Annotated in this window: 19 protein-coding genes; 8 read left to right on the forward strand and 11 right to left on the reverse strand. The window is 69.6% G+C overall.

Annotation, left to right across the window (positions count from 1 at the left end; genetic code table 11):
- Positions 1-219: 219 nt before the first annotated feature.
- The 10 genes from PV679_RS26995 to PV679_RS27040 form a co-directional block, all read right to left on the reverse strand.
- A complete protein-coding gene (locus tag PV679_RS26995; RefSeq protein WP_319683008.1) occupies positions 220-1,224 on the reverse strand; it encodes a sugar phosphate isomerase/epimerase family protein in 1,005 nt (334 codons plus the stop codon).
- A gap of 15 nt (positions 1,225-1,239) precedes the next feature.
- Positions 1,240-2,475 carry a Gfo/Idh/MocA family oxidoreductase gene (locus tag PV679_RS27000; RefSeq protein ID WP_319683009.1) on the reverse strand — a complete coding sequence of 412 codons (1,236 nt, stop codon included), beginning with the start codon at positions 2,473-2,475 and terminating at the stop codon, positions 1,240-1,242.
- A gap of 51 nt (positions 2,476-2,526) precedes the next feature.
- Entirely contained in the window at positions 2,527-3,567 is a 1,041-nt protein-coding gene (locus PV679_RS27005) for a substrate-binding domain-containing protein (RefSeq protein WP_319683010.1), read from the reverse strand.
- A 58-nt stretch (positions 3,568-3,625) separates the two neighbouring features.
- On the reverse strand, positions 3,626-4,693 hold the full coding sequence (locus tag PV679_RS27010; RefSeq protein WP_319683011.1) for an ABC transporter permease: 1,068 nt from the start codon (positions 4,691-4,693) through the stop codon (positions 3,626-3,628).
- Positions 4,690-6,222, reverse strand: a complete 1,533-nt coding sequence (locus PV679_RS27015; protein ID WP_319683012.1) for a sugar ABC transporter ATP-binding protein — start codon at positions 6,220-6,222, stop codon at positions 4,690-4,692. Before PV679_RS27015 ends, PV679_RS27010 begins: the two co-directional genes overlap by 4 nt.
- A gap of 306 nt (positions 6,223-6,528) precedes the next feature.
- Positions 6,529-7,710 (reverse strand): ROK family transcriptional regulator, encoded by a 1,182-nt coding sequence (locus PV679_RS27020; RefSeq protein WP_319683013.1) that lies wholly within the window; start codon positions 7,708-7,710, stop codon positions 6,529-6,531.
- 473 nt (positions 7,711-8,183) lie between these two features.
- A complete protein-coding gene (locus PV679_RS27025) occupies positions 8,184-8,861 on the reverse strand; it encodes a GntR family transcriptional regulator (protein WP_319683014.1) in 678 nt (225 codons plus the stop codon).
- Positions 8,862-8,954: 93 nt separating this feature from the next.
- On the reverse strand, positions 8,955-9,902 hold the full coding sequence (locus PV679_RS27030) for a beta-ketoacyl-ACP synthase III (RefSeq protein WP_319683015.1): 948 nt from the start codon (positions 9,900-9,902) through the stop codon (positions 8,955-8,957).
- Between the two features lie 114 nt (positions 9,903-10,016).
- Positions 10,017-10,163 carry an MFS transporter small subunit gene (locus PV679_RS27035; RefSeq protein WP_319683016.1) on the reverse strand — a complete coding sequence of 49 codons (147 nt, stop codon included), beginning with the start codon at positions 10,161-10,163 and terminating at the stop codon, positions 10,017-10,019.
- Positions 10,126-11,481 carry an OFA family MFS transporter gene (locus PV679_RS27040; protein ID WP_319683017.1) on the reverse strand — a complete coding sequence of 452 codons (1,356 nt, stop codon included), beginning with the start codon at positions 11,479-11,481 and terminating at the stop codon, positions 10,126-10,128. The genes PV679_RS27035 and PV679_RS27040 overlap by 38 nt, the downstream gene beginning before the upstream one ends.
- A gap of 194 nt (positions 11,482-11,675) precedes the next feature.
- Here PV679_RS27040 and PV679_RS27045 point away from each other — a divergent pair, with 194 nt between their 5' ends.
- From PV679_RS27045 to PV679_RS27070, 6 genes are all read left to right on the forward strand, one after another.
- Positions 11,676-12,647 carry a 2-dehydropantoate 2-reductase gene (locus tag PV679_RS27045; RefSeq protein ID WP_319683018.1) on the forward strand — a complete coding sequence of 324 codons (972 nt, stop codon included), beginning with the start codon at positions 11,676-11,678 and terminating at the stop codon, positions 12,645-12,647.
- 126 nt (positions 12,648-12,773) lie between these two features.
- The gene (locus tag PV679_RS27050) at positions 12,774-14,699 is read left to right on the forward strand and encodes a molybdopterin oxidoreductase family protein (RefSeq protein WP_319683019.1); all 1,926 of its coding nucleotides are present in this window, start codon (positions 12,774-12,776) and stop codon (positions 14,697-14,699) included.
- A gap of 6 nt (positions 14,700-14,705) precedes the next feature.
- Complete coding sequence (locus PV679_RS27055; RefSeq protein ID WP_319683020.1) at positions 14,706-16,616, forward strand: NAD(P)H-dependent oxidoreductase subunit E; 1,911 nt, start codon at positions 14,706-14,708, stop codon at positions 16,614-16,616.
- Positions 16,613-17,470 carry a 2Fe-2S iron-sulfur cluster-binding protein gene (locus PV679_RS27060; RefSeq protein WP_319683021.1) on the forward strand — a complete coding sequence of 286 codons (858 nt, stop codon included), beginning with the start codon at positions 16,613-16,615 and terminating at the stop codon, positions 17,468-17,470. Before PV679_RS27055 ends, PV679_RS27060 begins: the two co-directional genes overlap by 4 nt.
- Before the next feature lie 42 nt (positions 17,471-17,512).
- Positions 17,513-18,352, forward strand: a complete 840-nt coding sequence (fdhD, locus tag PV679_RS27065; protein ID WP_319683022.1) for a formate dehydrogenase accessory sulfurtransferase FdhD — start codon at positions 17,513-17,515, stop codon at positions 18,350-18,352.
- A gap of 293 nt (positions 18,353-18,645) precedes the next feature.
- The gene (locus tag PV679_RS27070) at positions 18,646-19,347 is read left to right on the forward strand and encodes an alpha/beta fold hydrolase (protein ID WP_319683023.1); all 702 of its coding nucleotides are present in this window, start codon (positions 18,646-18,648) and stop codon (positions 19,345-19,347) included.
- A 106-nt stretch (positions 19,348-19,453) separates the two neighbouring features.
- Here the strand turns inward: PV679_RS27070 and PV679_RS27075 are convergent, their stop codons facing one another.
- A complete protein-coding gene (locus PV679_RS27075; RefSeq protein WP_319683024.1) occupies positions 19,454-20,500 on the reverse strand; it encodes a bile acid:sodium symporter family protein in 1,047 nt (348 codons plus the stop codon).
- 126 nt (positions 20,501-20,626) lie between these two features.
- Here PV679_RS27075 and PV679_RS27080 point away from each other — a divergent pair, with 126 nt between their 5' ends.
- The gene (locus PV679_RS27080; RefSeq protein ID WP_319683025.1) at positions 20,627-21,505 is read left to right on the forward strand and encodes a LysR substrate-binding domain-containing protein; all 879 of its coding nucleotides are present in this window, start codon (positions 20,627-20,629) and stop codon (positions 21,503-21,505) included.
- 310 nt (positions 21,506-21,815) lie between these two features.
- The gene (locus tag PV679_RS27085) at positions 21,816-23,639 is read left to right on the forward strand and encodes an AMP-dependent synthetase/ligase (RefSeq protein WP_416069808.1); all 1,824 of its coding nucleotides are present in this window, start codon (positions 21,816-21,818) and stop codon (positions 23,637-23,639) included.
- The last annotated feature ends 98 nt before the right edge of the window (positions 23,640-23,737 follow it).

Here is a 23,737-nt window from a genome sequence, read left to right on the forward strand (position 1 = left end):
GTAGCTATTATGGGTAATCCGATTCGGTCCTTCTGGCGTATCCACGTATTTGCATCATGGAGAGCGCGACACAAGCCCTGGCGCAACGGAGGCGCTTGGACGTCGAGGCGCCGCGGGCGTCGTCTATCGAGGCCGGCGGAGGCGGTGCCCAGGCCGGGGGGGCGGGGCTGGTCCGCGCCCAGCGCTGCGCTCGGCACGGACCAGCCCCGCCCTCAGGGCCTACTCACCGCCTCCGAACGCCGCGTCGAACGACGCCGTCGGCGCGTCGAAGTCGAAGCGCTTCAGGTCCGCCAGGGCCTCCGGCGCGCCCGCCAGGCGGTCCATACCGGCGTCCTCCCACTCGACCGAGATGGGTCCCTCGTACTTGATCGACCGCAGCATCCGGAAGACGTCCTCCCACGGCACGTCTCCGTGGCCCGCCGACACGAAGTCCCAGCCCCGCCGCGGGTCGCCCCACGGCAGATGCGAGCCGAGCCGGCCATTGCGGCCGTCGAGGCGCTTGCGCGCCTCCTTGCAGTCGACGTGATAGATCCGGTCCTGGAAGTCGTACAGGAAGTTGACCGGGTCCAGGTCCTGCCAGACGAAGTGGCTCGGGTCGAAGTTCAGCCCGAACGCGGGCCTGTTGTCGACCGCGTCCAGCGCGCGCCGTGTGGTCCAGTAGTCGTACGCGATCTCACTGGGATGGACCTCGTGCGCGAAGCGCACGCCCTCGGCGTCGAAGACGTCCAGGATCGGGTTCCAGCGCTCCGCGAAGTCCTCGTACCCACGGTCGATCATGCCCGGCGGTACCGGCGGGAACATCGCGACGAGATGCCAGATCGAGGAGCCGGTGAACCCGATGACCGTATTGACGCCGAACGCGGCGGCGGCCCTCGCGGTGTCCTTGATCTCGGCGGCTGCGCGCTGCCTGACGCCCTCGGGCTCGCCGTCGCCCCAGATCCGGGACGGCAGAATCCCCTGGTGGCGCTCGTCGATGGGGTTGTCGCAGACGGCCTGTCCCACCAGGTGGTTGGAGATCGCCCAGCACTTCAGCCCGTACTTGTCGAGCAGTTGGTGCCGGCTGTCCAGATATCCCGGGTCGGAGAGCGCCTTGTCTACCTCGAAGTGGTCGCCCCAGCAGGCGAGTTCCAGACCGTCGTAACCGAAGTCACGGGCGAGCCGGCACACCTCCTCCAAGGGCAGATCGGCCCACTGGCCGGTGAACAGTGTGAACGGACGTGGCATTCGGACCTCCTGAGCTCAAATTCCTGAAGCTTGAATTCCGGCCGGCGGCGGCACGGGCGTGTACACGGAATTCTTCGCGGCGCTGTCCTCCACCGCGGCCAGCACCCGTTGCACCTGGAGCCCGTCGGCGAAGGACGGCGCCGGATCGGTCCCGGCGGCGACCGCCTCGACCAGATCACGGGCCTGGTGGACGAAGGTGTGCTCGTAGCCGAGCGCGTGACCCGGCGGCCACCACGCCTCCAGATAGGGATGCTCCGGCTCCGTCACCAGGATCCGGCGGAAGCCGGACGACGGCGCGGGCTCGGTGTGGTCGTGGAACGACAGCTCGTTGAGCCGCTCCAGATCGAAGGCGAGCGAGCCGCGCTCGCCGTTGATCTCAAGATGGAGCGCGTTCTTACGGCCCGATGCCATCCGGGTGGCCTCGAAGGAGGCCAGCGCGCCCGAGGCGAGCCGCCCGCTGAAGAGCGCCGCGTCGTCCACGGTCACCGGGCCCGACTCGCCGCCACCGGTCGCCGAGAGCCCGGCCGACGCTCCGCTGAGCACCGGCCGTTCCTTGACGAAGGTCTCGGCGAGCGCGGAGACCCCGGTCAGCGGCTCCCCGGTCAGGAACTGCGCGAGATCGATGATGTGCGCCCCCAGGTCGCCGAGCGCTCCCGAGCCCGCGTGCTCCTTCTTGAGCCGCCAGGTGAGCGGGAAGGCCGGATCGACCAGCCAATCCTGGAGATAGCTGACCCGCACGTGCCGCAGTGTGCCGAGCCTGCCCTCCTCGATCAGCTTGCGGGCGTACGCGACGGCCGGCACCCGGCGGTAGTTGAAGCCGACCATGGCGAGCTGGCCGCGTGATCTGGCCTCCTCGGCCGCTCTGACCATGGCCTCGGCCTCGGCCACCGAATTGGCGAGGGGCTTCTCGCACAGGACGTGCTTGCCTGCCTCCAGCGCGGCGATGGCGATCTCCGCATGGCTGTCCCCGGGTGTGCAGATGTCGACCACCTGCACATCGTCGCGCGCTATGAGCGCCCGCCAGTCGGTCTCGGCGGCGGCCCAGCCGTGTTTGTCCGCCGCGGCGCGGACAGCGGCCGCGTCACGGCCGCAGACAGCGGCGAGTACGGGCCGCATCGGCAGGTCGAAGACACGTCCCGCCGTGCGCCACCCCTGTGAGTGGGCGGCGCCCATGAACGCGTATCCGACCATGCCGATGCCGAGTGTCGGCGGTGCACCGGCCTCTTTCTCCGACGCTTCCCTGGGGGTCATACGGAGTACTCCTCGTCTCTCGCTCGGTGGGGGCGGACGCGACAGGGCCGGTCAGCTGAAGCCCGTGGGGAGGTACTGGTCGATGTTCTCCTTGTCGACCACGGCGGAGAACACGGTGACCTGGGTCGGGATCTCCACCTCGGCGATCCCGCTGATGCCCTTGGCCTGGCCCAGCGCACGCGCCAGGTCGATGGCGGAGGCGGCCATGGTCGGCGGATAGAGGACGGTGGCCTTGAGGACGCTGTTGTCGGCCTTGATCGCGTCCATCGCCGACTTGGCCCCGGCGCCGCCCACCATCAGGAAGCCGTCCCGGCCCGCCTGGTCGATGGCGCGCAGCGCACCCACGCCCTGGTCGTCGTCGTGGTTCCAGATCGCGTCGAAGCTGGACTGCGCCTGAAGAAGCTGAGCCATCTTCGCCTGGCCGGACTCGACGGTGAAGTCGGCGGCCTGGCGGGCGACCTTCCTGATGTTCGGGAAGTTCTTCAGGGCGTCGTCGAAGCCCTTGGTGCGCTGCTGGGTCAGCTCCAGGGCGTCGATCCCCGCCAGCTCGATGACCTTGGCGTTGGGCTTGTCCTTGAGCTTCTCGCCGATGTAGTTGCCGGCGTTGAGACCCATGCCGTAGTTGTCGCCGCCGATCCAGCAGCGGTAGGCCTGCGGAGTGGCGAAGATCCGGTCCAGGTTGATGACGGGAATCCCGGCCCGCATCGCCTTGAGACCGGCCTGGGTGAGCGCCTTGCCGTCGGCCGGCAGGATCACCAGCACGTCGACCTTCTTGTTGATCAGCGTGTCGACCTGGCCGATCTGAGCGGCGGTGTCGTTGGAGCCCTCCGTGACCTCCAGCGTCACCTCGGAGTATGTCCCGGCCCGCGCCTTGGCCTGCTCGTTGATGGCGTTCAGCCAGCCGTGGTCGGCCTGGGGGCCCGCGAAACCGATGGTGACGGGCTTGCCCGGCTTGGTGTCGTCGGCCGCCGGCTGGGTGTTGGCCGCGGTCTCCTTCGCGTCGGGCTCGTTGCTGGTACAGGCGGTGAGGAAGGCACCCGCGGAGATGGCGGCGGTGCCGAAGAGCAGTCCTCTGCGGCTGGTTTCTGGCATGACGGTTCAACCCTTCAGTTAGGGCGGTACAACGGACGGCGGTGCGGGTGGTGCGAGGTCAGGCCTCGCCGTTGCGCGCGGTTCGGCGCTGGACCAGTACGGCGGCGACGATGATCGCGCCCTTGGCGATCTGCTGGACGTCGCTCTGCAGGTTGTTGAGCGCGAAGATATTGGTGATGGTGGTGAAGACCAGCACACCGAGTACGGAACCGACGATGGTGCCCCGGCCGCCGCTGAGCAGCGTGCCGCCGATGATGGCCGCGGCGATGGCGTCGAGTTCGTAAAGATTGCCGTTCGTGTTCTGTCCCGAGCCGGCCAGAATGATCAGCAGGAAGGCCGCGATACCGCAGCAGAGACCCGAGAGCAGATACAGGTAGAGCCGCTGCCTGCGGACATCGATGCCGGCGAGGCGGGTGGCCTCCGCGTTGCCGCCGACCGCGACGGTGCGGCGGCCGAAGGTCGTGCGGTTGAGCACCAGCCAGCCGATGACCGTGACGGCCGCGAAGACCAGGACCAGCGGCGGGATTCCCAGGATGTACGAGTCACGGACACCGAGGTCGAGGACCGACTGCACGGTGACGATCTGCGTCTGGCCGTCGGTGATCTGCAGGGCCAGACCGCGGGCGGACGCGAGCATCGCGAGGGTCGCGATGAACGGCACCATCCCGCCGTACGCGATCAGCAGCCCGTTCACCAGACCGCAGCCCAGACCCACGAGCACGGCCGTGAAGAGAATGCCGGCGAAGCCGAACTCCTGGGTGGCCAGTGTGGTCGCCCACACCGACGACAGCGCCAGGATCGCGCCGACCGAGAGGTCGATACCACCGCTGGTGATGACGAACGTCATGCCGACGGTGACCACACCGATGACCGACGCCTGGGTCAGGATGAGCTGAAGGTTGTTCGTGTCCAGGAACTGATCGGGCTTGGTGATTCCACCGACGACGGCCAGTGCGAGGAGTACACCCAGCAGGGAGAGGTTACGGAGATCGAGGCGCAGCCCGAGGGATCGCCAACCACCCTTCCCTTCGGTGGACTTGTCGGCCGTGCCGGACTGCGTGTGCGGCTCAGCGGCGGCTGCCGCGTCGGGCCCGCCCTGCTGTGCCTCGGAGGCAGGCTGTTTCATGGCGTCGGGCTCCCTTCCATCACAAGGTCGAGTACACGGTGCTCGTCGAGCTCCTGGGCCGGCGCCCGGTGGACGACCTGGCCCTCGCGGAGCACCAGCACCCGGTCGGCGAGGCCCAGGACTTCGGGGACCTCACTGGAGACGAGAAGTACGGCCAGGCCCTCGTCGGCCAGCCGGCGGATCACGGCGTACAGCTCGGCGCGCGCACCGACGTCGACACCGCGAGTCGGTTCGTCGAGTAGCAGGACCCGGCAGCCACGCAGCAGCCAGCGGGCGAGGACCGCCTTCTGCTGGTTGCCTCCGGAGAGGGTGCGGATGCGCGCCTCCGGATTGTCGGGCCGCAGCGAGAGCTCTCTGGTGGCCGTCCTGGCCGCCGTCCGCTCCGCCGCGTGGTCCAGCCAGCCGGCCCGCGAGAAGCGGGAAAGGGTCGACACCGACACATTGCGGGTGACCGATTCGAGCATCAGCAGGGCCTGCGCCTTGCGTTCCTCCGGCGCGAGGCCGAGGCCCGCGCGGACGGCGGCGCGGACGCTGCCGAGCCGCAGTGGCGTGCCGTCGACGACGACGCGGCCGGCGGTGGGTTTGCGCGCACCGTAGATCGTCTCCAGGATCTCGGAGCGTCCGGAGCCGACCAGCCCCGCGAGACCGACGATCTCGCCGGGCCGCAGTTCGAGATCGACCGGAGCGAACTCGCCTTCCCTGGCGAGTCCTTCGACCCGGAGTACGGGCTCGGCGCGGGCGGCGCCGGAGTCGGCGGGCCGGTCCGGGAAGACGTACTCGACGTTCCGGCCGGTCATCAGCGCGACGACCTCGCGGGTCGGCGTCTCCTTCGCGGGCAGCGCGACGGCCACGGTGCGTCCGTCCTTGATGACGGTGACGCGGTCGCCGATGCGCCGGATCTCCTCCAGCCGGTGGGAGATGTAGATGACGGCCACACCGTCGGCGGTGAGTGTGCCGACGATACGGAAGAGGTTGTCGACCTCGTCGGGGTCGAGGGCCGCGGACGGTTCGTCCATCACGATGAGACGTACGTCGTGGGAGAGGGCGCGGGCCATGGACACGATCTGCTGCTGGGCGGCGGAGAGCGAACCGACGGGCCGGTGCGCCTGGATCTCGGGGTGGCCGAGCCGCTTGAGCAGCGCGGTCGCCTCGGCCCTGGCCTCTCTGCCCTTGACCACGAAGCCCGCGGTGGTCGGCTCGTGTCCGAGGAAGATGTTCTCGGCGACCGACAGGCCCTCGACCAGGTCGAGTTCCTGGTAGATGGTCGCGATACCGAGCCGCATGGCGGCGATGGGCGACTTGAGCGTCACCGCTTCGCCGCGCCAGGTGATCACACCGCCGTCGGGCTGGTGCGCCCCGGCGAGCACCTTGATGAGGGTGGACTTGCCGGCACCGTTCTGGCCGAGCAGGCAGTGGACCTCGCCGGCCTGGACCTCCAGGTCCACGCCGTCGAGGGCGCGGACACCGGGAAATGTCTTGGTGATACCGGACATGGTGAGCAGAAGGGTTTCGGGTGGTGCTGGTGCCATGGCGTATCCCCTCGGCGGATGCGGCCGTAGAGCGGGCAGGGCAGAACAGGGCAGGGTGGACGGATGCAGGGCGGGACCAGGTGCGGCGGAGCTGTCGTACGCGTGCGGTGACGCGGTCGTACGGGTGCGGTGATACGGCTCGTGCAGGTGGTGCGGCTCGTGCGCGTGGTGCGTTGGAATGCGTGGTGCGTTGGTGCGGGTGGTGCGGCTCTTGCGGATGGTGCGTTTGGTGCGGTTCTCACAGGTGGTGCGGTTCTCACAGGTGGTGCGGGTGGTGCGGCTCGTGCGCGTGGCGCGCTACCGGCGTCAGGCCGGTGAGAACAAGTGGTCGCTGATGAGCCGGGCGGCGCCGGTGACACCGGCGACCGGGCCCAACTCGCCCAGGACGATGGGCAGATTGCCGGTGGCCAGTGGCAGCGACTGCCGGTAGACCTGGGTGCGGACGCTGGCGAGCAGTGTGTGGCCGAGGCCGGTGACCCCACCGCCGATCACCACAAGACCCGGGTTGAAGAAGCTGACCAGTCCGGCGATGACCTGGCCGACCCGGTTTCCGCCCTCGCGGATCAGGTCGAGCGCGGTCTCGTCACCGGCGGCCGCGGCCGCGGCGACATCCACCGCGGTGAGCCGGCCGGCCGTCTCCAGCCGGCCGGCCAGTTCGGGTGAGCGTCCGCTACGAGCGGCGTCGTCGGCGTCGCGGGCCAGCGCGGCGCCGCTGAAGTAGGCCTCAAGACAGCCTCTGTTGCCACAGGCACAGGCACGGCCGTCCGACTCGACCTGGATATGGCCGATGTCACCGGCGCTGCCGGTCGTGCCCCGGTAGACCTCACCGCCCACGACGATCCCGCAGCCGATGCCGGTGCCGATCTTGACGCAGAGGAAGTCGCCCACGGAGCGTGCGACGCCCGCGTGCTGCTCGCCCATCGCCATCAGATTCACATCGTTGTCGACCATGACCGGGCAGCCGAGCTCCTGGCTGAGCGCCTCCCGTACGGGAAAGCCGTCCCATCCGGGCATGATCGGCGGCGCGACCGGGACGCCTTCGGGGAAGCGGACGGGCCCCGGCACTCCGATCCCGGCACCGTCGAACTCGTCCGCGAGTCCGGAGACCTTGAGCTTGGCCGCCATGGCGAGCACCTGCTCGAAGATGGCGACGGGACCTTCGCGGACGTCCATCGGATGGTTGAGGTGCCCCAGCACCTCCAACTCCGCGTTGGTCACGGCCACATCGATGGAGGTGGCGCCGATGTCGACACCGAGGAAGCGCAGTGCGGGCGCCAGCCGGATGTTGTGGGAGCGGCGTCCGCCGCGCGAGGCGGCGAGTCCGTCGGCGACCACCAGGCCGGTCTCCAGCAGCCTGTCGACCTCGACGGCGAGCTTGGAGCGCGAGAGGTCCACCTGATCGCCGAGCTGCGCACGGGAGTTGGGGCCGCCGTCGCGCAACAGACGGAGCAGTCGCGCCTGGTGCGCGTTCGCGGGTCGTGCGGTCATACGTCTCACGCGCCCCTCCCCGCCTTCTCGGCTGTGTTGTCGGGCTTTCGAGGGGAACGTAGCAGCGCTTGACCGCAGTGGGAAGAAGTTGCGCGGGAATCTGTCCCAACTTTCTCCACACCGAGGACAAAGAAGCGCCGAGGGTTCTCCCGGAAGGGACCGGCGCGGCGCCGCACGGCACAGCGTGACGGCCGGCGAGAAGGGGCTCACATCGCGCCGGTAGCGGATGTCACGGGCGACGCTCCGGGCCGGGCCGGGCGGCGGTGTGGACCGGGACTCGGACGGCGGTGACACGGAGGACCGGGCGGCGCGCGGAGGACGGAGCCGGGCAGGACGGCCCGGCACGGGCGCGGAGGGGCGCGCCGATGCCGGTGAGGTGCGAGGCGGCGCGGCCGGCCGTGCCGGAGATCACCGGACGGCCGCCGCGCGATATGCGGTGACGGGCCTGGAAGCGCCCTGGTCACCGCCGGCGATCAGGACTTTTCGCGCTGGTGATAGGTCGTGCGGGTGTGCTCGGTGTGCGCCTTCATGATCTCGGTGGCGCGCCGCTCGTCCCGCGCGGAGATCGCGGCGATCAGCTCGCGGTGCTCGATCCAGGACTGCTTGCCGCGCTGCCGCGCGACCGGCGTGTAGTACCAGCGGACCCGGCGGTCCACCTGCGCGGCCAGCTCGGCCAGTACGACATTGCCCGCCAGCTCCATCACCTTGGCGTGGAAGGCGGCGTTGGTGGCGACCGTCAGATCCACGTCGTCGTCCGCCACCGACCGCTCGCCCTGCGCGCACAGCGCCTCCAGCGCGGCGATTCCCGCCGTGCCGGAGTTGGCCGCGGCGAGCCTCGCGGCCTCCGCCTCCAGGAGCGTACGGACCGACAGGAGCTGGTCCGCCTCGTCCTCGGTCGGCTCGTGGACGAACGCGCCCTGGGCCGGACGCAGATCGACCCAGCCCTCCGTATTGAGCCGCTGCAGCGCCTCGCGCACGGGCTGCCGGGACACACCGAGATGGCCCGCGAGCTCGCTCTCGACCAGATGCTGGCCCGGCTGCAGCGCCCGGGTCGTGATCAGTTCGAGCAGGGCCTCGTAGACGCGCTCACGCAGAGGCCCTGGTCGTTCGAGCTTGGGCACGGCTCCTTGTGCCAATTTTGCGGACAACATCGTCGGTCCCCCTCGTGGCCGGCAGTGCCAATGACTGTATCGATCGGATCAAGACATTGGCTATCGTCTACAGTCTACCGAGAGCTAGGACGTTCATGGGCAACGGATGACCTGCCCCGCGTAGGAGAGGTTGCCTCCGAAGCCGAAGAGCAGGGTCGGCGCGCCCGACTCGACCTCTCCGCGGTCCACCAGTTTGGACAGGGCCATCGGAATCGACGCGGCGGACGTATTACCTGATTCCACCACATCTCGGGCGATTACCGCATTCACGGCACCGATCTTCTGTGCGACGGGCTCGATGATCCGCAGATTCGCCTGGTGCAGCACGACGGCCGCCAGCTCCTCGGGAGTGACACCGGCGCGCTCGCAGACCTTGCGCGCGATGGGCGGGAGCTGGGTCGTCGCCCAGCGGTAGACGGACTGTCCCTCCTGGGCGAAGCGCGGCGGGGTGCCCTCGATCCGTACGGCGTGTCCCATCTCCGGCACCGAACCCCAGAGCACCGGGCCGATCCCCGGCTCCTCGCCGGGGCCGGTCGCCACGACGACCGCCGCGCCCGCGCCGTCGCCGACGAGTACGCAGGTCGAGCGGTCGGTCCAGTCGGCCACAGCGGCCATCTTGTCGGCGCCGATGACCAGCACCCGGGAGGCGGAGCCCGCTCGTACGGCGTGGTCGGCGGTGGCGAGGGCGTGGGTGAAGCCCGCGCACACGACATTGAGGTCCATCACCGCGGGCGAGCCCATGGAGAGCCGGGCCGCGACCCGGGCGGCCGTGTTCGGCGAGCGGTCGATCGCGGTGGAGGTGGCGACCAGGACGAGATCGATGTCCGCCGGGGTGAGACCGGCCGCGGCGAGCGCCTTGGCGCCCGCGTGCGCGGCCAGCTCATCCACGGGCTCGTCCGGGCCGGCCACATGACGGGTCTTGATCCCGACCCGGCTGCTGATCCATTCGTCGCTGGTGTCGACCATGGTCGCCAGATCATGGTTGGTGAGCACCTTGGCGGGCTGATAGTGCCCGAGCGCGGCGATACGAGTGCCGGTCATGCCCGGGACCCCCTCTGCTGTCGACGTCAGGAGTCCTCCAGTCTCGTCAGCGACCCACCGGTACGGGGACAGGTGAACCGACAGGATTCGTCGGCGCCGCTTGGAGACTCCGCATCATCTGGTGAACAGTTGTGCGGCCTTGAGGACCAGCTCATACACACCGTACGCGAGCGGAGCCCCGACCCAGAGCCAGGCAAAGGTGATCAGACGGGTGCGCCGGGGCTCAGGCGTGGTGCTGCTGCTCGCTGGTGACGTGGTCATCGGCTGCCTCCCTCGGGGCGGGAACGTGGTGGCGCGGGTTGACGGGCCTGACGAGCTCATTGGCGACAAAGCCGACGACCAGCAGCCCGATCATGATCGTGAACGAGAGTCCGTAGAGACCTGATCCGCTCTTGCCGGCCTCCTCCTGGCTGTCCGCGACCCAGTTGACGATGAGCGGGCCGAGGACGCCCGCGGTGGACCAGGCGGTGAGCAGCCGGCCGTGGATGGCGCCGACCTGGTACGTGCCGAAGAGGTCCTTGAGGTAGGCCGGAATGGTGGCGAAGCCGCCTCCGTAGAAGGACAGGATCACCAGCGCGCAGATGACGAACAGCGGCTTGGAGGAGTCACCGAACCGCGCTATCAGCAGATACATCACGGCGCCGACGCCGAGATAGACCCGGTAGACGTTCTTGCGGCCGATCAGGTCCGAGGTGGAGGACCAGCCGATCCGGCCCGCCATGTTCGCCGCGGAGAGCAGGGCGACAAAGCCGGCCGCCGCGGACACGGAGACGGGAGTGTCCGTGTCGGCGAAGAAATCGGTGATCATCGGAGCGGCCTTCTCCAGCACGCCGATACCCGCCGTGACGTTCATGCACAGCACGATCCACAGGCACCAGAACTGCGGGGTGCGCACGGCGGACCTGGCCGAGACCTGGGCGGTGGAGATCAGCGAGCCGGCCGGTGGCGCCGCCGGTGCCTTCTCCCGCCGGTCCTCCGGCCTGGGAACGCGGACCAGCAGGACGCCGAGCGACATGAACACCGCGTAGACCAGTCCGTGCACCAGGAAGGCGAAGGCGATGCCCTCGCTGTCGGAGCCGAACGACTCCAGCATCTGGGCGGACCACGGCGAGGCGATGAGCGCGCCGCCGCCGAAACCCATGATGGCGATGCCGGTGGCCATGCCGGGCCGGTCCGGGAACCACTTGATCAGCGTGGAGACGGGCGAGATGTAGCCGATGCCGAGGCCGATCCCGCCGACAAAGCCGTAGCCGAACACGATCAGCCAGTACTGCTCGGTGGCGGCGCCGAGCGCCGAGAGCAGGAATCCGGACGAGAAACAGCACAGAGCGACGGTCATGGCCCAGCGCGGCCCGTTGCGTTCGACGAGCGTGCCGCCGAAGGCGGCCGACAGGCCGAGCATCACGATGCCCAGTTGGAAGGGAAGGGCGCTCTGGGTGCCCGAGAGGCCGAGCGCGGATTCGAGCGAAGGCTTGAACACGCTCCAGGCGTAGGCCTGGCCGATCGAGAGGTGCACCGACAGCGCGGCGGGGGGCACCAGCCAGCGACTCCAGCCGGCGGGGGCGATTGGTGGGGTCATGGTCTCGCACTCTAAGAAGCCGACCGACCGGTTGGGAAGATCTTCAACCGAGTTTGCCTACTGCATACCGAACGGAAGCCTTGCCGGACAGAACTCCATACTGTAGACAATATATCGTCGACACAGAGTGATCCTCCCCTCTCCCTCCTCCTCGGTACGGACTCGGACCCTCAAACCGAACGGAGAGCCCCACAGTGAAAGTCGCAGTTGTCGGTGCCGGCGCGATCGGCGCCTATGTCGGAGCAGCTCTCGACCGAGCGGGCGCCGACGTCCATCTCATCGCCCGTGGACCGCACTTGGCGGCCATGAGGCAGCATGGAGTCCGGGTGTACAGCCCGCGGGGCGATTTCACCGCGCATGTGCACGCCACCGACCGGCCGGAGGACATCGGGCCGGTCGACTATGTGTTCCTGGGCCTGAAGGCGAACTCGTACGCGGCGTGCGGGCCGCTGATCGCGCCTCTGCTCCAGGACAAAACGGCGGTCATCGCCGCCCAGAACGGCATCCCCTGGTGGTATTTCCACGGCCATGGCGGTCCGCATGACGGCCAGCGCGTGGAGAGCGTCGATCCCGGCGGCTCGGTCAGCGCCGTACTGCCGCCCGAGCGTGCGATCGGGTGCGTGGTCTACGCCGCGACGGAGCTGGAGGGGCCGGGCGTCGTACGGCACCTCGAGGGGACCCGGTTCTCCATCGGCGAGCCGGACCGCTCCATCTCCGAGCGGTGTCTGGAATTCAGCGACGCCATGCGGACGGGCGGCCTGAAATGCCCGGTCGAAGCCGAGTTGCGCGATGACATCTGGATCAAGCTCCTCGGCAATATCTCCTTCAACCCGATCAGCGCGCTCACCCGCGCGACCATGCGGGAAATGTGTCTGCACCGGACGACACGCGAGGTCATCGAGCTGATGATGACGGAGACCCTGCGGGTGGCGGAGGCACTGGGCTGCCGGCCCGACATCTCCATCGAGCGGCGGCTGGCCGGCGCCGAACGCGTCGGCGACCACCGGACCTCCACGCTCCAGGACCTGGAGAAGGGCAAGCCCCTGGAGCTGGACGTACTGCTCGCCGCCGTCGTGGAACTCGCCGGGATCACCGGGGTGCCGGTGCCGACGCTCCGCACGGTGGACGCCATCTCGGACCTGCTGGCCCGCGGCGCCGCCGCCTGACCCTCTGTCCGACAGGCGGGCACCGGCCAATCCCGTACACGGGGTTCCGCTGCGTGCCCGCCTACAGAATACTGTATGCAATGGGCGCGGGCGCAGCAGGCCATCACCCCCTGAGGAGAACGCACCGTGAAAAAGCGAGACCGCACACCGAAGACCTATGCCCGCATCACCCATCCGATGGTGCGGGACGAGAAGGGCGGCCCGTTCCGCAGGGCGACCTGGGACGAGGCACTGGACCGGGCAGCCGAGGGCCTGCGCGCCGCGCGCGGCGCGTTCGGGATGTTCTCCTGTGCCCGGGCCACCAATGAGATGAACTATGTGGCGCAGAAGTTCGCGCGGGTGGTGATGGGCACCAACAACGTGGACTCCTGCAACCGGACCTGTCACGCGCCGAGCGTGGCCGGCCTCTCCGCGGTCTTCGGATCCGGCGGCGGCACCTCCTCGTACGGCGAGGTCGACCACACGGATCTGATCGTGATGTGGGGCTCCAACGCGCGCTTCGCGCACCCGATCTTCTTCCAGCATGTGCTGCGCGGCATCAGGAACGGCGCGCGGATGTACGCCGTCGATCCGCGCCGTACCTCCACCGCCGAATGGGCCGAGAGCTGGCTCGGCCTGAACGTCGGCACCGACATCCCGCTGGCCCACGCGGTCGGCCGCGAGATCATCCACGCGGGCCTGCACAACGTCTCCTTCATCGAGCGCGCGACCTCCGGTTTCGAGGAGTACGCCGCCGAGGTCGAGCCGTGGACACTGGCGGTGGCCGAGAAGGTGACCGGCGTGCCGGCCGAGGCGATCCGCGAACTCGCCCACGCCTACGCGCGCGCCGAACGGGCCCAGCTCTGCTGGACGCTGGGCATCACCGAACACCACAACGGCACCGACAACGTACGGGCGCTGATCAATCTCTCGCTGCTCACCGGGCATGTCGGGCGCTACGGCTCCGGAGTGCAGCCGCTGCGCGGCCAGAACAACGTGCAGGGCGGCGGCGACATGGGAGCCATTCCCAACCGGCTGCCCGGCTTCCAGGACATCCTGGAGCCCGGGATCCGGCGGAAGTTCGAGGCCGCGTGGGACACCGTCATCCAGCCGCACTACGGGATGACCCTGACGGAGATGTTCGAGGCGATGGAGTCCGGCGGTCTCAAGGCCGTCTACTGCATCGGTGAGAACCCGGCCCAGTCGGAGGCGGACAGCGAGCAGGCCGTCCGGCGGCTGCGCGAACTCGACTGTCTCGTGGTGCAGGACATCTTCCTCACCAAGACCGCGGAGCTCGCCGATGTGGTGCTGCCCGCCACCGCCGCGTGGGCGGAGACGGACGGCACCACCACCAACAGCGAACGCCGGGTCCAGCGCGTGCGCAAGGCCGTCGAGCCGCCGGGCGAGGCACGCGAGGACATCGACATCATCTGCGATCTCGCCGGCCGCCTCGGTCATCCGTGGAAGTACGCCGACGCCGAATCGGTCTGGAACGAGCTGCGTTCGGTCTCGCCCGACCACTACGGCATGACGTACGAGCGGCTGGCGGAGCACCAGGGAATCCAGTGGCCCTGCCCCGACACCGAGAAGCTCGAACCCACCTATCTGCACGGCCGGCTGTGGGACGCGGATCCGGCCAGGCGCGGCAGGCTCGCGCCGTTCGGCATCGTCAAGCACGATCCGCCGGTCGATCTGACGGATGATCAGTATCCGATCAGGCTCACCACAGGACGCCGGCTGGACTCGTACAACACCGGTGTGCAGAGCGGGAGTTTCGCCTCTCCGCTGCGCCGTGGCGAGTATGTCGAGCTGTGCCCGGAGGACGCCGAGCGGTACGGCGTGTCGGTGGGCGAGGAGGTACGCGTCAGCTCTCGGCGCGGCACGGTGCAGGCGCCGGTCTGGGTCGATCCGGGACTGCGTCCCGGACTGGCCTTCATGACCATGCACTTCCCGGACGAGGTGGACACCAACCAGCTCACCATCGAGGCCAATTGCCCGATCGCGGGCACCGCGGAGTTCAAGGCGTCCGCGATCCGGATCGAGAAGCTGCCCATGGCAGCCATGAGGAGCTGAGACTCTGTGGACCTGCACTTCGGTGACAGCAAGCCGACGGACGAGGAACGGGCGGCGGTCGACGCGCTGCTCGGCCCGCCCGAGTCGGCCTGGGAAGGCGCGGACGACCGTACGGACACGGATCTGCGCTGGGCACGGGGCGGCCGCGCGGCACGCGAGCGGCGCGACCTGCTGTTACCGGGGCTGCACGCGGTCAACGACCGTATCGGCTGGATCAGCGAAGGCGCGCTGGACTACCTCTGCCGGCGGCTGACGGTGCCGCCGGCGGAGGCGTACGGCGTCGCCACCTTCTACGCGATGTTCGCCGTCAAGCCGCGTCCCGCGAAAGTACTGCATGTCTGTACCGACATCGCCTGCGCGAGTCGCGGCGCCTCGGCGCTCCGCGCGGGCCTGGAGGAGCGGCTGGGAGCGGCGGGTTCGGCCGCCGGCGGTGTCGTGTGGCAGCCGAGCCCCTGTCTCGGGCTGTGCGAGCGCGCTCCGGCCGCGCTCGTCATCCAGGCGGGCACCGGCGACCCGGCCGGCGCGGCGTCCTCGGAATCCGCGCCGCCGGAGCCCGGAGCGCGGCGCTACGCCACGGCCGTCATCGCGCCGGCGACCGCCGAGGCGCTCGTCCTCGCGGCGTCCGCGCCCGAGGCGGCACCCGCCGAACCGGCCGCCGTGATGGCCGTACCACAGGCCGGACAGCCGGGACTGACCCTGCTCGGCCGGGTCGGCGTCGTCGATCCGTACAGCATCGACGACTACCGTGCCCACGGCGGCTACACCGCTCTCAGGAACGCCTTCGCCATCGGACCCGCCGGAGTCATCCGCGAGGTCACGGACGCCGGTCTGGTCGGCCGCGGCGGCGCGGCGTTTCCCACCGGACGCAAATGGCAGGCCACCGCCGCGGCGCCGGAGCGCCCGCACTATCTCGTCTGCAACGCCGACGAGTCCGAGCCCGGCACCTTCAAGGACCGCGTGATCATGGAAGGCGATCCGTACTCGCTGATCGAGGCGATGACCGTCGCCGGATACGCGGTCGGCGCGCGGCGGGGCTTTCTCTATCTGCGCGGCGAATACCCGCGCGCCCTGCGCCTGCTCCAGCACGCGATCGACCAGGCACGCGCCCGTGGGCTGCTCGGCGACGACATCCTCGGCCAGGGCTACGCCTTCGACATCGAGATCCGGCGCGGCGCCGGCGCCTACATCTGCGGCGAGGAGACCGCGCTCTTCAACTCCATCGAGGGCTATCGCGGCGAGCCGCGCTCCAAGCCGCCGTTCCCGGTGGAGAAGGGTCTCTTCGGCAAGCCGACGGCCGAGAACAACGTCGAGACGCTGATCAATGTGCTGCCCATCCTGACCGGCGGCGCGCAGGCGTACGCGGCGATCGGGACGGGCCGGTCGACCGGTCCCAAGCTGTTCTGTGTCTCCGGGAATGTCGAGCGTCCCGGAATCTACGAGCTGCCGTTCGGCGCCACCCTCGGCGAGCTGCTCGATCTCGCGGGAACACCCGGGAATGTCCGGGCGATCCTGCTCGGCGGCGCCGCGGGCGGTTTCGTACGTCCCGACGAACGGGACATCCCGCTCACCTTCGAAGGGACCAGGGCGGCCGGCACCACGCTCGGATCCGGAGTGGTGCTGGTCCTCGACGACAGCGTCGAACTGCCGCGGATCCTGCTCCGGATCGCCGAGTTCTTCCGCGACGAGTCCTGCGGGCAGTGCGTGCCCTGCCGCGTGGGCACGGTCCGGCAGGAAGAGGCCCTGCACCGGATCGTGGACCGCACCGGCGCGGCGGCCGCCGGCGACATCGCACTGCTGCGTGAGGTCGGGCAGGCCATGAAGGACGCCTCGATCTGCGGTCTGGGACAGACCGCGTGGAACGCCGTCGAATCCGCCATCGACCGTCTCGGTGTCTATGAATCAGGGAGTGCCACGTGACCGCCGTACCTCTGGGGCCACCGCGCCGGCTCGTCGAGTTCACGCTCGACGGTCAGGAGACGCGGGTGCCGGAAGGCTCAACGATCCTCGACGCCTGCCGGGCGGCGGGCAAGGACGTCCCGACGCTCTGTGAGGGCGACACGCTCACGCCGAAGAACGCCTGCCGGGTGTGTGTCGTCGAGGTCGAGGGAGCCCGCACACTCGCGCCGGCCTGCTCCCGCCGCGCGGAGGCGGGCATGGACGTCCGTACGGACACCGAGCGGGCCCGGCACAGCCGGAAGATCGTCCTGGAACTCCTCGCCTCGTCGACGGATCTCTCGACCACTCCGAGGGCCGCCGAGTGGATCAAGGAGTACGAGGCGGAGCCGGCCCGCTTCGGCCCGGACGCGGCCCGGCTGAACGAAGAACCCAGGATCGACAACGATCTGTACGTCCGTGACTACGACAAGTGCATCCAGTGCTACAAATGCGTCGACGCGTGCGGCGAGCAGTGGCAGAACTCCTTCGCGATCTCCGTGGCGGGCCGCGGCTTCGACGCCCGTATCTCCACCGAGCACGACGCGCCGCTCACCGATTCGGCCTGTGTGTACTGCGGAAACTGCATCGAGGTCTGCCCGACCGGAGCGCTCAGCTTCACGTCGGAATTCGACATGCGCGAGGCGGGTACGTGGGACGAGTCGGCCCAGACGGAGACCACCACGATCTGCGCGTACTGCGGCGTCGGGTGCAACCTGACACTGCACGTGCAGGACAATGAGATCGTGAAGGTCACCTCTCCGCACGACAACCCGGTGACACACGGCAACCTCTGTATCAAGGGCCGCTTCGGCTACCAGCATGTACAGCAGCGCTGACCGGGCCGGTCGCGCTGATCGAGACGAGTAGGACTGATCACCATGGGACGGGTCACCGAGCGCCGCCGCACCATCCGTATCCGGGACGGAGCCATTACGACCCGTCCCGACACCCTGGTGGCCGAGGAGCCACTGGAAATCCGGCTGAACGGCAAACCGCTCGCCATCACGATGCGCACACCGGGTGACGACTTCGCGCTCGCCGCGGGTTTCCTGGTGAGCGAGGGAGTGCTCGCGCACGGCGCCGATGTGCAGTCCATCGTGTACTGCGCCGGCGCGAAGGACGACGGCTCGAACACCTACAACGTGGTCGATGTCCGGCTCGCGCCCGGCGTGCCCGTCCCGGACATCACGCTGGAGCGCAACGTCTACACGACCTCGTCGTGCGGACTGTGCGGCAAGGCCAGCCTGGACGCCGTACGGACCACCGCCCGCTTCACGATCGACGACACTCCCCCGGTCCGGGTGGAGCCCGCTCTGCTCGCCGGCCTCCCCGACCGGCTGCGGGCGGCACAGCAGGTCTTCGACCGGACCGGGGGCCTCCACGCGGCCGCGCTGTTCTCGGAGGACGGCGAGATGCTGGACATCCGGGAGGACGTCGGCCGGCACAACGCGGTCGACAAGCTGGTGGGCCGTGCGCTGCGGCAGGATCTGCTGCCGCTGTCCCGGGCGATCCTGCTGGTCTCCGGCCGGGCCTCCTTCGAGCTGGCGCAGAAGGCCGTGATGGCGGGCATTCCGGTGCTGGCGGCGGTCTCGGCGCCTTCGTCGCTCGCCGTAGATCTCGCCGCGGAGACCGGTCTGACGCTGATCGGCTTTCTCCGGGGCCCTTCCATGAACGTGTATGCGGGCGACGAGCGCATCGCCTTGCACACCGGGGTGTGACCGTCCCCGCTGCACGGGAAAAGGGACCCGGCCGGCGGGGAGCGCCCCCTGCGCCGGCCGGGTTTCTCCGGGCAGCCACACCCACCCCTCACCGGTGAGGGGGAGGCCGCTACGGCCTCCCCCGGGCCGGTCCCTCGCGAGGGCCACGACTCAGGCGCCCGGTCCGACCGTGCGTTGTCCGTCCGTGCCTTGTCCGTCCGTGCCTTGTCCGTCCGTGCGTCGTCGGACCGTGCGTCGTCGGACCGTGCGTCGTCGGACCGTGCGTTGTCAGACCGCCGCGCTACGTTTCCACGATGACTGAATTCGTATTGGTGGCGGGCGCGTGGCTCGGGTCGTGGGCGTGGGACGAGGTGGTGCCCGAGCTGCGTGCGGCCGGACACGGCGCTCATCCGCTGACGCTGTCCGGCCTCGCCGACAAGCGGCAGGTGCCGGCCGGCCAGCAGACCCATGTACAGGACATCGTCGGTGAGGTCGAGCGCCTCGATCTGCGTGATGTCGTCCTGGTCGGGCACAGCTACTCGGGCATCCCGGTCGGTCAGGCCGCCGAGCGGATCGGTGACCGGCTGTCCCGCGTGGTGTTCGTCGACTCCAATGTTCCGGTCGACGGCGAGTCGTTCGTCTCCGGCTGGCCGGACGGCCGGGCGGCGGTGGAGGCGTCCATCGCCGGGAGTGGCGGCTTCTGGACACCGCTGACCGCGGCCGACTACCAGGGCCAGGGTCTGACCGATGAGCAGATCGGACGGATCGTGGCCGGCTCCACACCGCACCCGGGCGCCACGCTGACCGAGCCGGCCGTACTGCCGCGTCCGCTCGGTGAGCTTCCGGCGACCTACATCAAATGCCTGCTGGACGGCCCCGAGCCGAACGACGACGTGATCGAGCTGCTGAAGAGCGAGCACTGGCGGCTGGTCGAGATGGACACCGGCCACTGGCCGATGTTCTCGCGGCCTCGCGAGCTGGCAGGGATTCTGTGCCGGTCGGGCGCGGACTCCTGAGAGCCGGTTCACCGGCGGCCCGGTCAGGTGTCCGTACCGTCCGCCGGGCCGCCGGGCCGCCGGGCCGCCGGGCCGCCGGGTCCAGGATCGCGGTGTCGCGCGCGGCTCAGCGCAGCGCGGCGGGACGGGCCGCCGGCCGGGCCCGCGCCATCTCGTCGCCTGCCGCCTCCTTCGGCAGCGGATCGCGCGAGCGGCGCTTCGCGATCACCGCGCACACCATGAGCTGCGTCTGGTGGAAGAGCATCAACGGCAGCACGGCCAGGCTCGCGTGCGCGCCGAACAGCACGCTCGCCATGGGCAGTCCCGCGGCCAGGCTCTTCTTCGACCCGGCGAACTGGAGCGCGATACGGTCCTCCCGGCCGAAGCCCAGGCGCTTGCCGCCGTACCAGCTCAGCGTCAGCATCACCGCGAGCAGCACCGCCTCGACGCCCAGCAGCGCCGCCAGCCGGGCCGGGGTCACCTGGTGCCAGACGCCCGCGACCATGCCCTCGCTGAACGCGGTGTAGACGACCAGCAGGATCGAACCACGGTCGACCACACTCAGCAGCCTCTTGTGCCGGCTGAGAAAACCGCTCACCCAGCGGCGGAGCAACTGACCGGCGACAAAAGGCAGCAGGAGCTGCGCCCCGATCTTGAGCAGCGAGTCACCGGAGAAACCGGCCTGACCGCCGCCGATCAGCAGCGCCGCGAGCAGCGGCGTGATCACGATGCCCGCGAGGCTGGAGAACGATCCCGCGCAGATCGCGGCGGGCACATTGCCGCGCGCCATCGACGTGAACGCGATCGACGACTGGATCGTCGACGGCACCAGACAGAGGAAGAGCAGCCCGCTGTAGAGCTGCGGTGTCAGGACGAACGGCACAAGTCCCCTGGCGGCGAGACCCAGCAGCGGGAAGACCACGAACGTACAGCCGAGGACGGCCGTATGAAGCCGCCAGTGCTTCAGCCCGTCGAGCGCCTCACGCGTGGAGAGCCGCACTCCGTAGAGGAAGAACAGCAGCGCCACCGCGCCGGTCGAGGCTCCGCCGGCCACCTCGGCGGCCGCGCCGGAAGCCGGCAGCAGCGCCGCGATCACCACGGTCCCTATCAGCGCCAGGAGGTACGGGTCGACGGGCAGCCAGGACGGCGGACGCGGCGTGCGGCGGCGGTTCATGTGCTCCACTACTGGTTCTCGGTACAGGACGTGCCTCCCCATCGTCCACCGGAACACCTTGATCGGGAATCCCGTACACCACGCTGACTGTTATCACGTACCCCGATAACGCCGTAACCTGCCGGTGTGTACGACCCCGGACAGCTACGCACCTTCCTGGCCGTCTCCCAGACCCTGAGTTTCACTCAGGCGGCCCGTCGGCTCGGGCTGCGCCAGTCCACGGTGAGCCAGCATGTACGGCGGCTGGAGGACGCGACCGGCCGCCTTCTCTTCACCCGCGACACCCATGGCGTGGAGCTGACCGAGGACGGCGAGGCCATGCTCGGTTTCGCCCGCACCATCCTGGCGGCCCACGACCGCGCGGCGGCTTTCTTCACCGGCACCCGGCTGCGCGGCCGGCTCCGTTTCGGCGCGTCCGAGGACTTCGTCCTGACCCGGCTTCCGGAGATCCTTGAGGCGTTCCGGCGCGACCATCCCGAGGTCGATCTGGAGCTGACCGTCGAGCTCTCCGGCGTTCTGCACGAGCAGCTCGCGTCCGGCCGGCTCGATCTGGTGCTGGCCAAGCGCCGTACCGGCGACACCCATGGCGAGCTGGTCTGGCAGTCCACCCTCGTCTGGATCGGAGCGCCGAAGCTGCGTCTCGACCCCGACCGGCCCGTCCCGCTGATCGTCTTCCCGCCGCCCGGCATCACCCGCGCCCGCGCGCTGGATGTGCTGGAGGCACACGGACGGCCCTGGCGCATCGCCTGCACGAGCGCCAGCCTGAGCGGACTGATCGCGGCGGCGCGCGCGGGCCTCGGCGTGATGGCCCACACCCGGGGCCTGATCCCGCCCGGCCTCAGCCCGGTCTCGGCGCGGGCGGGACTGCCCGACCTCGGCGAGGTGGAGTTCGTTCTGCTGCACGGGCCGGGTCGCGGACAGGCGGCCCAGGAGACGGCGGACGCGCTGGCCGCGGCGATCCTGGCGGGCGGCGACCGGCTGCACCGTCCGGCCGCCGGAGGCTGAAGGGACGTACGGCCGCACGGGCCACCGTCTGTTCTTCTCGCCGTTCCGAGGAGAGCGGCAGGTCCAGACCAAAAAAACCTCCCGGTGGCGGTGCCCGCGTGACCACGGCGTACGGATTCGGTGGAGATTCCCTCGCCGCATACTTACTCTTCGGTCAGAAGAGTGTCCCGTCCTTCGCTGGTCCGGCCCTGTTTCCCGCTCTGACCTGTGGAAATACGGCTCAGCACCGGTTGCGCTCAGGCCCTCCCGCCGGGCCGCGCGGTGGGGTACCGTCACCGGCGCTGTGCGGAGCACCACAAGGAGCAAGTCATTGCGCGAGTTCACCGTCCCGCCCCTGGAGTCCGCGCCCCACGTCGGTGGGCTCGCGGATGTCGTGTTCGATCACGCCCTCGACGATCCGCACCGTGTCGCGCTCGGCCGCAAGGACGAGCTGGGCGAATGGCGGGACGTGACCTCCGCGCGATTCCGTGACGAGGTGCTCGGCCTGGCCAAGGGACTGCTGGCGCACGGCATCCGGTTCGGCGACCGGATCGCGATCATGTCCCGTACGCGCTACGAGTGGACGCTCTTCGACTTCGCGCTCTGGTCCCTGGGCGCCGAGTCCGTACCCGTCTATCCCACCTCGTCCGCTGAGCAGGTCTACTGGATGCTGCACGACGCCGAGGTCTCGGCGTGCGTGGTCGAGCACGAGGACCACGCGATGACCGTCGGCTCGGTGATCGACCGGCTGCCGCGGCTCAAGCGGCTGTGGCAGCTCGACGCCGGGGCCGTCGAGGAGCTGCTGGAGGCGGGCGCGGACATCGACGAGGAGACGGTGCACCAACACCGCAAGGCGGTCACACCCGACTCGGTGGCCACGGTCATCTACACCTCGGGCACGACCGGCCGCCCCAAGGGCTGTGTGCTCACACACGCGCACTTCATGTACGAGACCGACACGGTCATCAACCGCTGGGAACCGGTCTTCCACTCGCGGCGCGGCGACGAGGCATCGACGCTGCTCTTCCTGCCGCTCGCCCATGTCTTCGGGCGGATGGTCGAGATCGCGGCGATCCGCGGCCGGGTGAAGCTGGGCCATCAGCCGGAGCTGCGCGCGAGCGCCCTGCTGCCCGATCTGGCCGCGTTCCGGCCGTCGTTCATCCTCGCCGTGCCGTACATCTTCGAGAAGGTCTACAACGCGGCGCGGCGCAAGGCGGAACGCGACGGCAGGACCGGGCCCTTCGACAAGGCCGTGGAGGTGGCGGTGCGTTACGCGGAGGCGGCGGAGCACCGCGCGTTCGGGCTCGGCCCCGGACCGTCCGCCGCGCTGCGGATGCAGCACCAGTTCTTCGAGAAGGCCGTCTACAGCAAGGTGCGCGAGGCGATGGGCGGCCGGGTGCGGCACGCCTTCTCCGGCGGCTCGGCGATGGACCGGCGGCTCGGTCTCTTCTTCGAGGGCGCCGGTGTCACGATCTTCGAGGGATACGGGCTCACCGAGTCGTGCGCGGCGGCCACGGTCAACCCGCCGGAGCGCACCCGCTATGGCACGGTGGGACTGCCGATCCCGGGCACAACGGTCCATATCGGTGCGGATGGTGAGATCTGGCTGCACGGTGGCCTGGTGTTCTCCGGATATCTCAACGACACGAAGTCCACGGACGCCGTCCTCCACGACGGCTGGCTGGCCACCGGCGATCTGGGATCGCTCGACGAGGACGGCTATCTGACCATCACCGGACGGAAGAAGGAGATCCTGGTGACCTCCGGCGGCAAGAGCGTCTCGCCCGGCGCCCTGGAGGAGCGGGTGCGGGCGCATCCGCTGGTGGCGCAGTGCATCGTGGTCGGCAACGACCGGCCGTACATCGCGGCGCTGGTCACGGTGGACGAGGAGGCCGTCGATCACTGGCTGTCCGTGCAGGGCAAACCGCCGCTGAAAGCCTCCGAGTTGGTGCGGGACCCGGATCTGGAGATGGAGGTCAGGCGCGCGGTGGTGGCCGCCAACACGGCCGTGTCGCAGGCCGAGTCCATCCGTACGTTCCGGATTCTGGCGCGTCCGTTCAGCGAGGAGCACGGGCTGCTGACGCCGTCACTGAAGCTCAAACGCAAGGCGATCGAGTCCGCGTACGCCGTCGAGGTCGACGCGCTCTACCGTTGAGACGCCACCGCCCGTCCGACGGGACACGATGGCGGGAATCCACCCGCCCTCGTGGTCGTTGTACTACGGACAGGCAACCGACGACGTTAGGATCGACC

The organism is Streptomyces sp. AK02-01A (genome assembly GCF_033795305.1).
GTDB lineage: Bacteria > Actinomycetota > Actinomycetes > Streptomycetales > Streptomycetaceae > Streptomyces.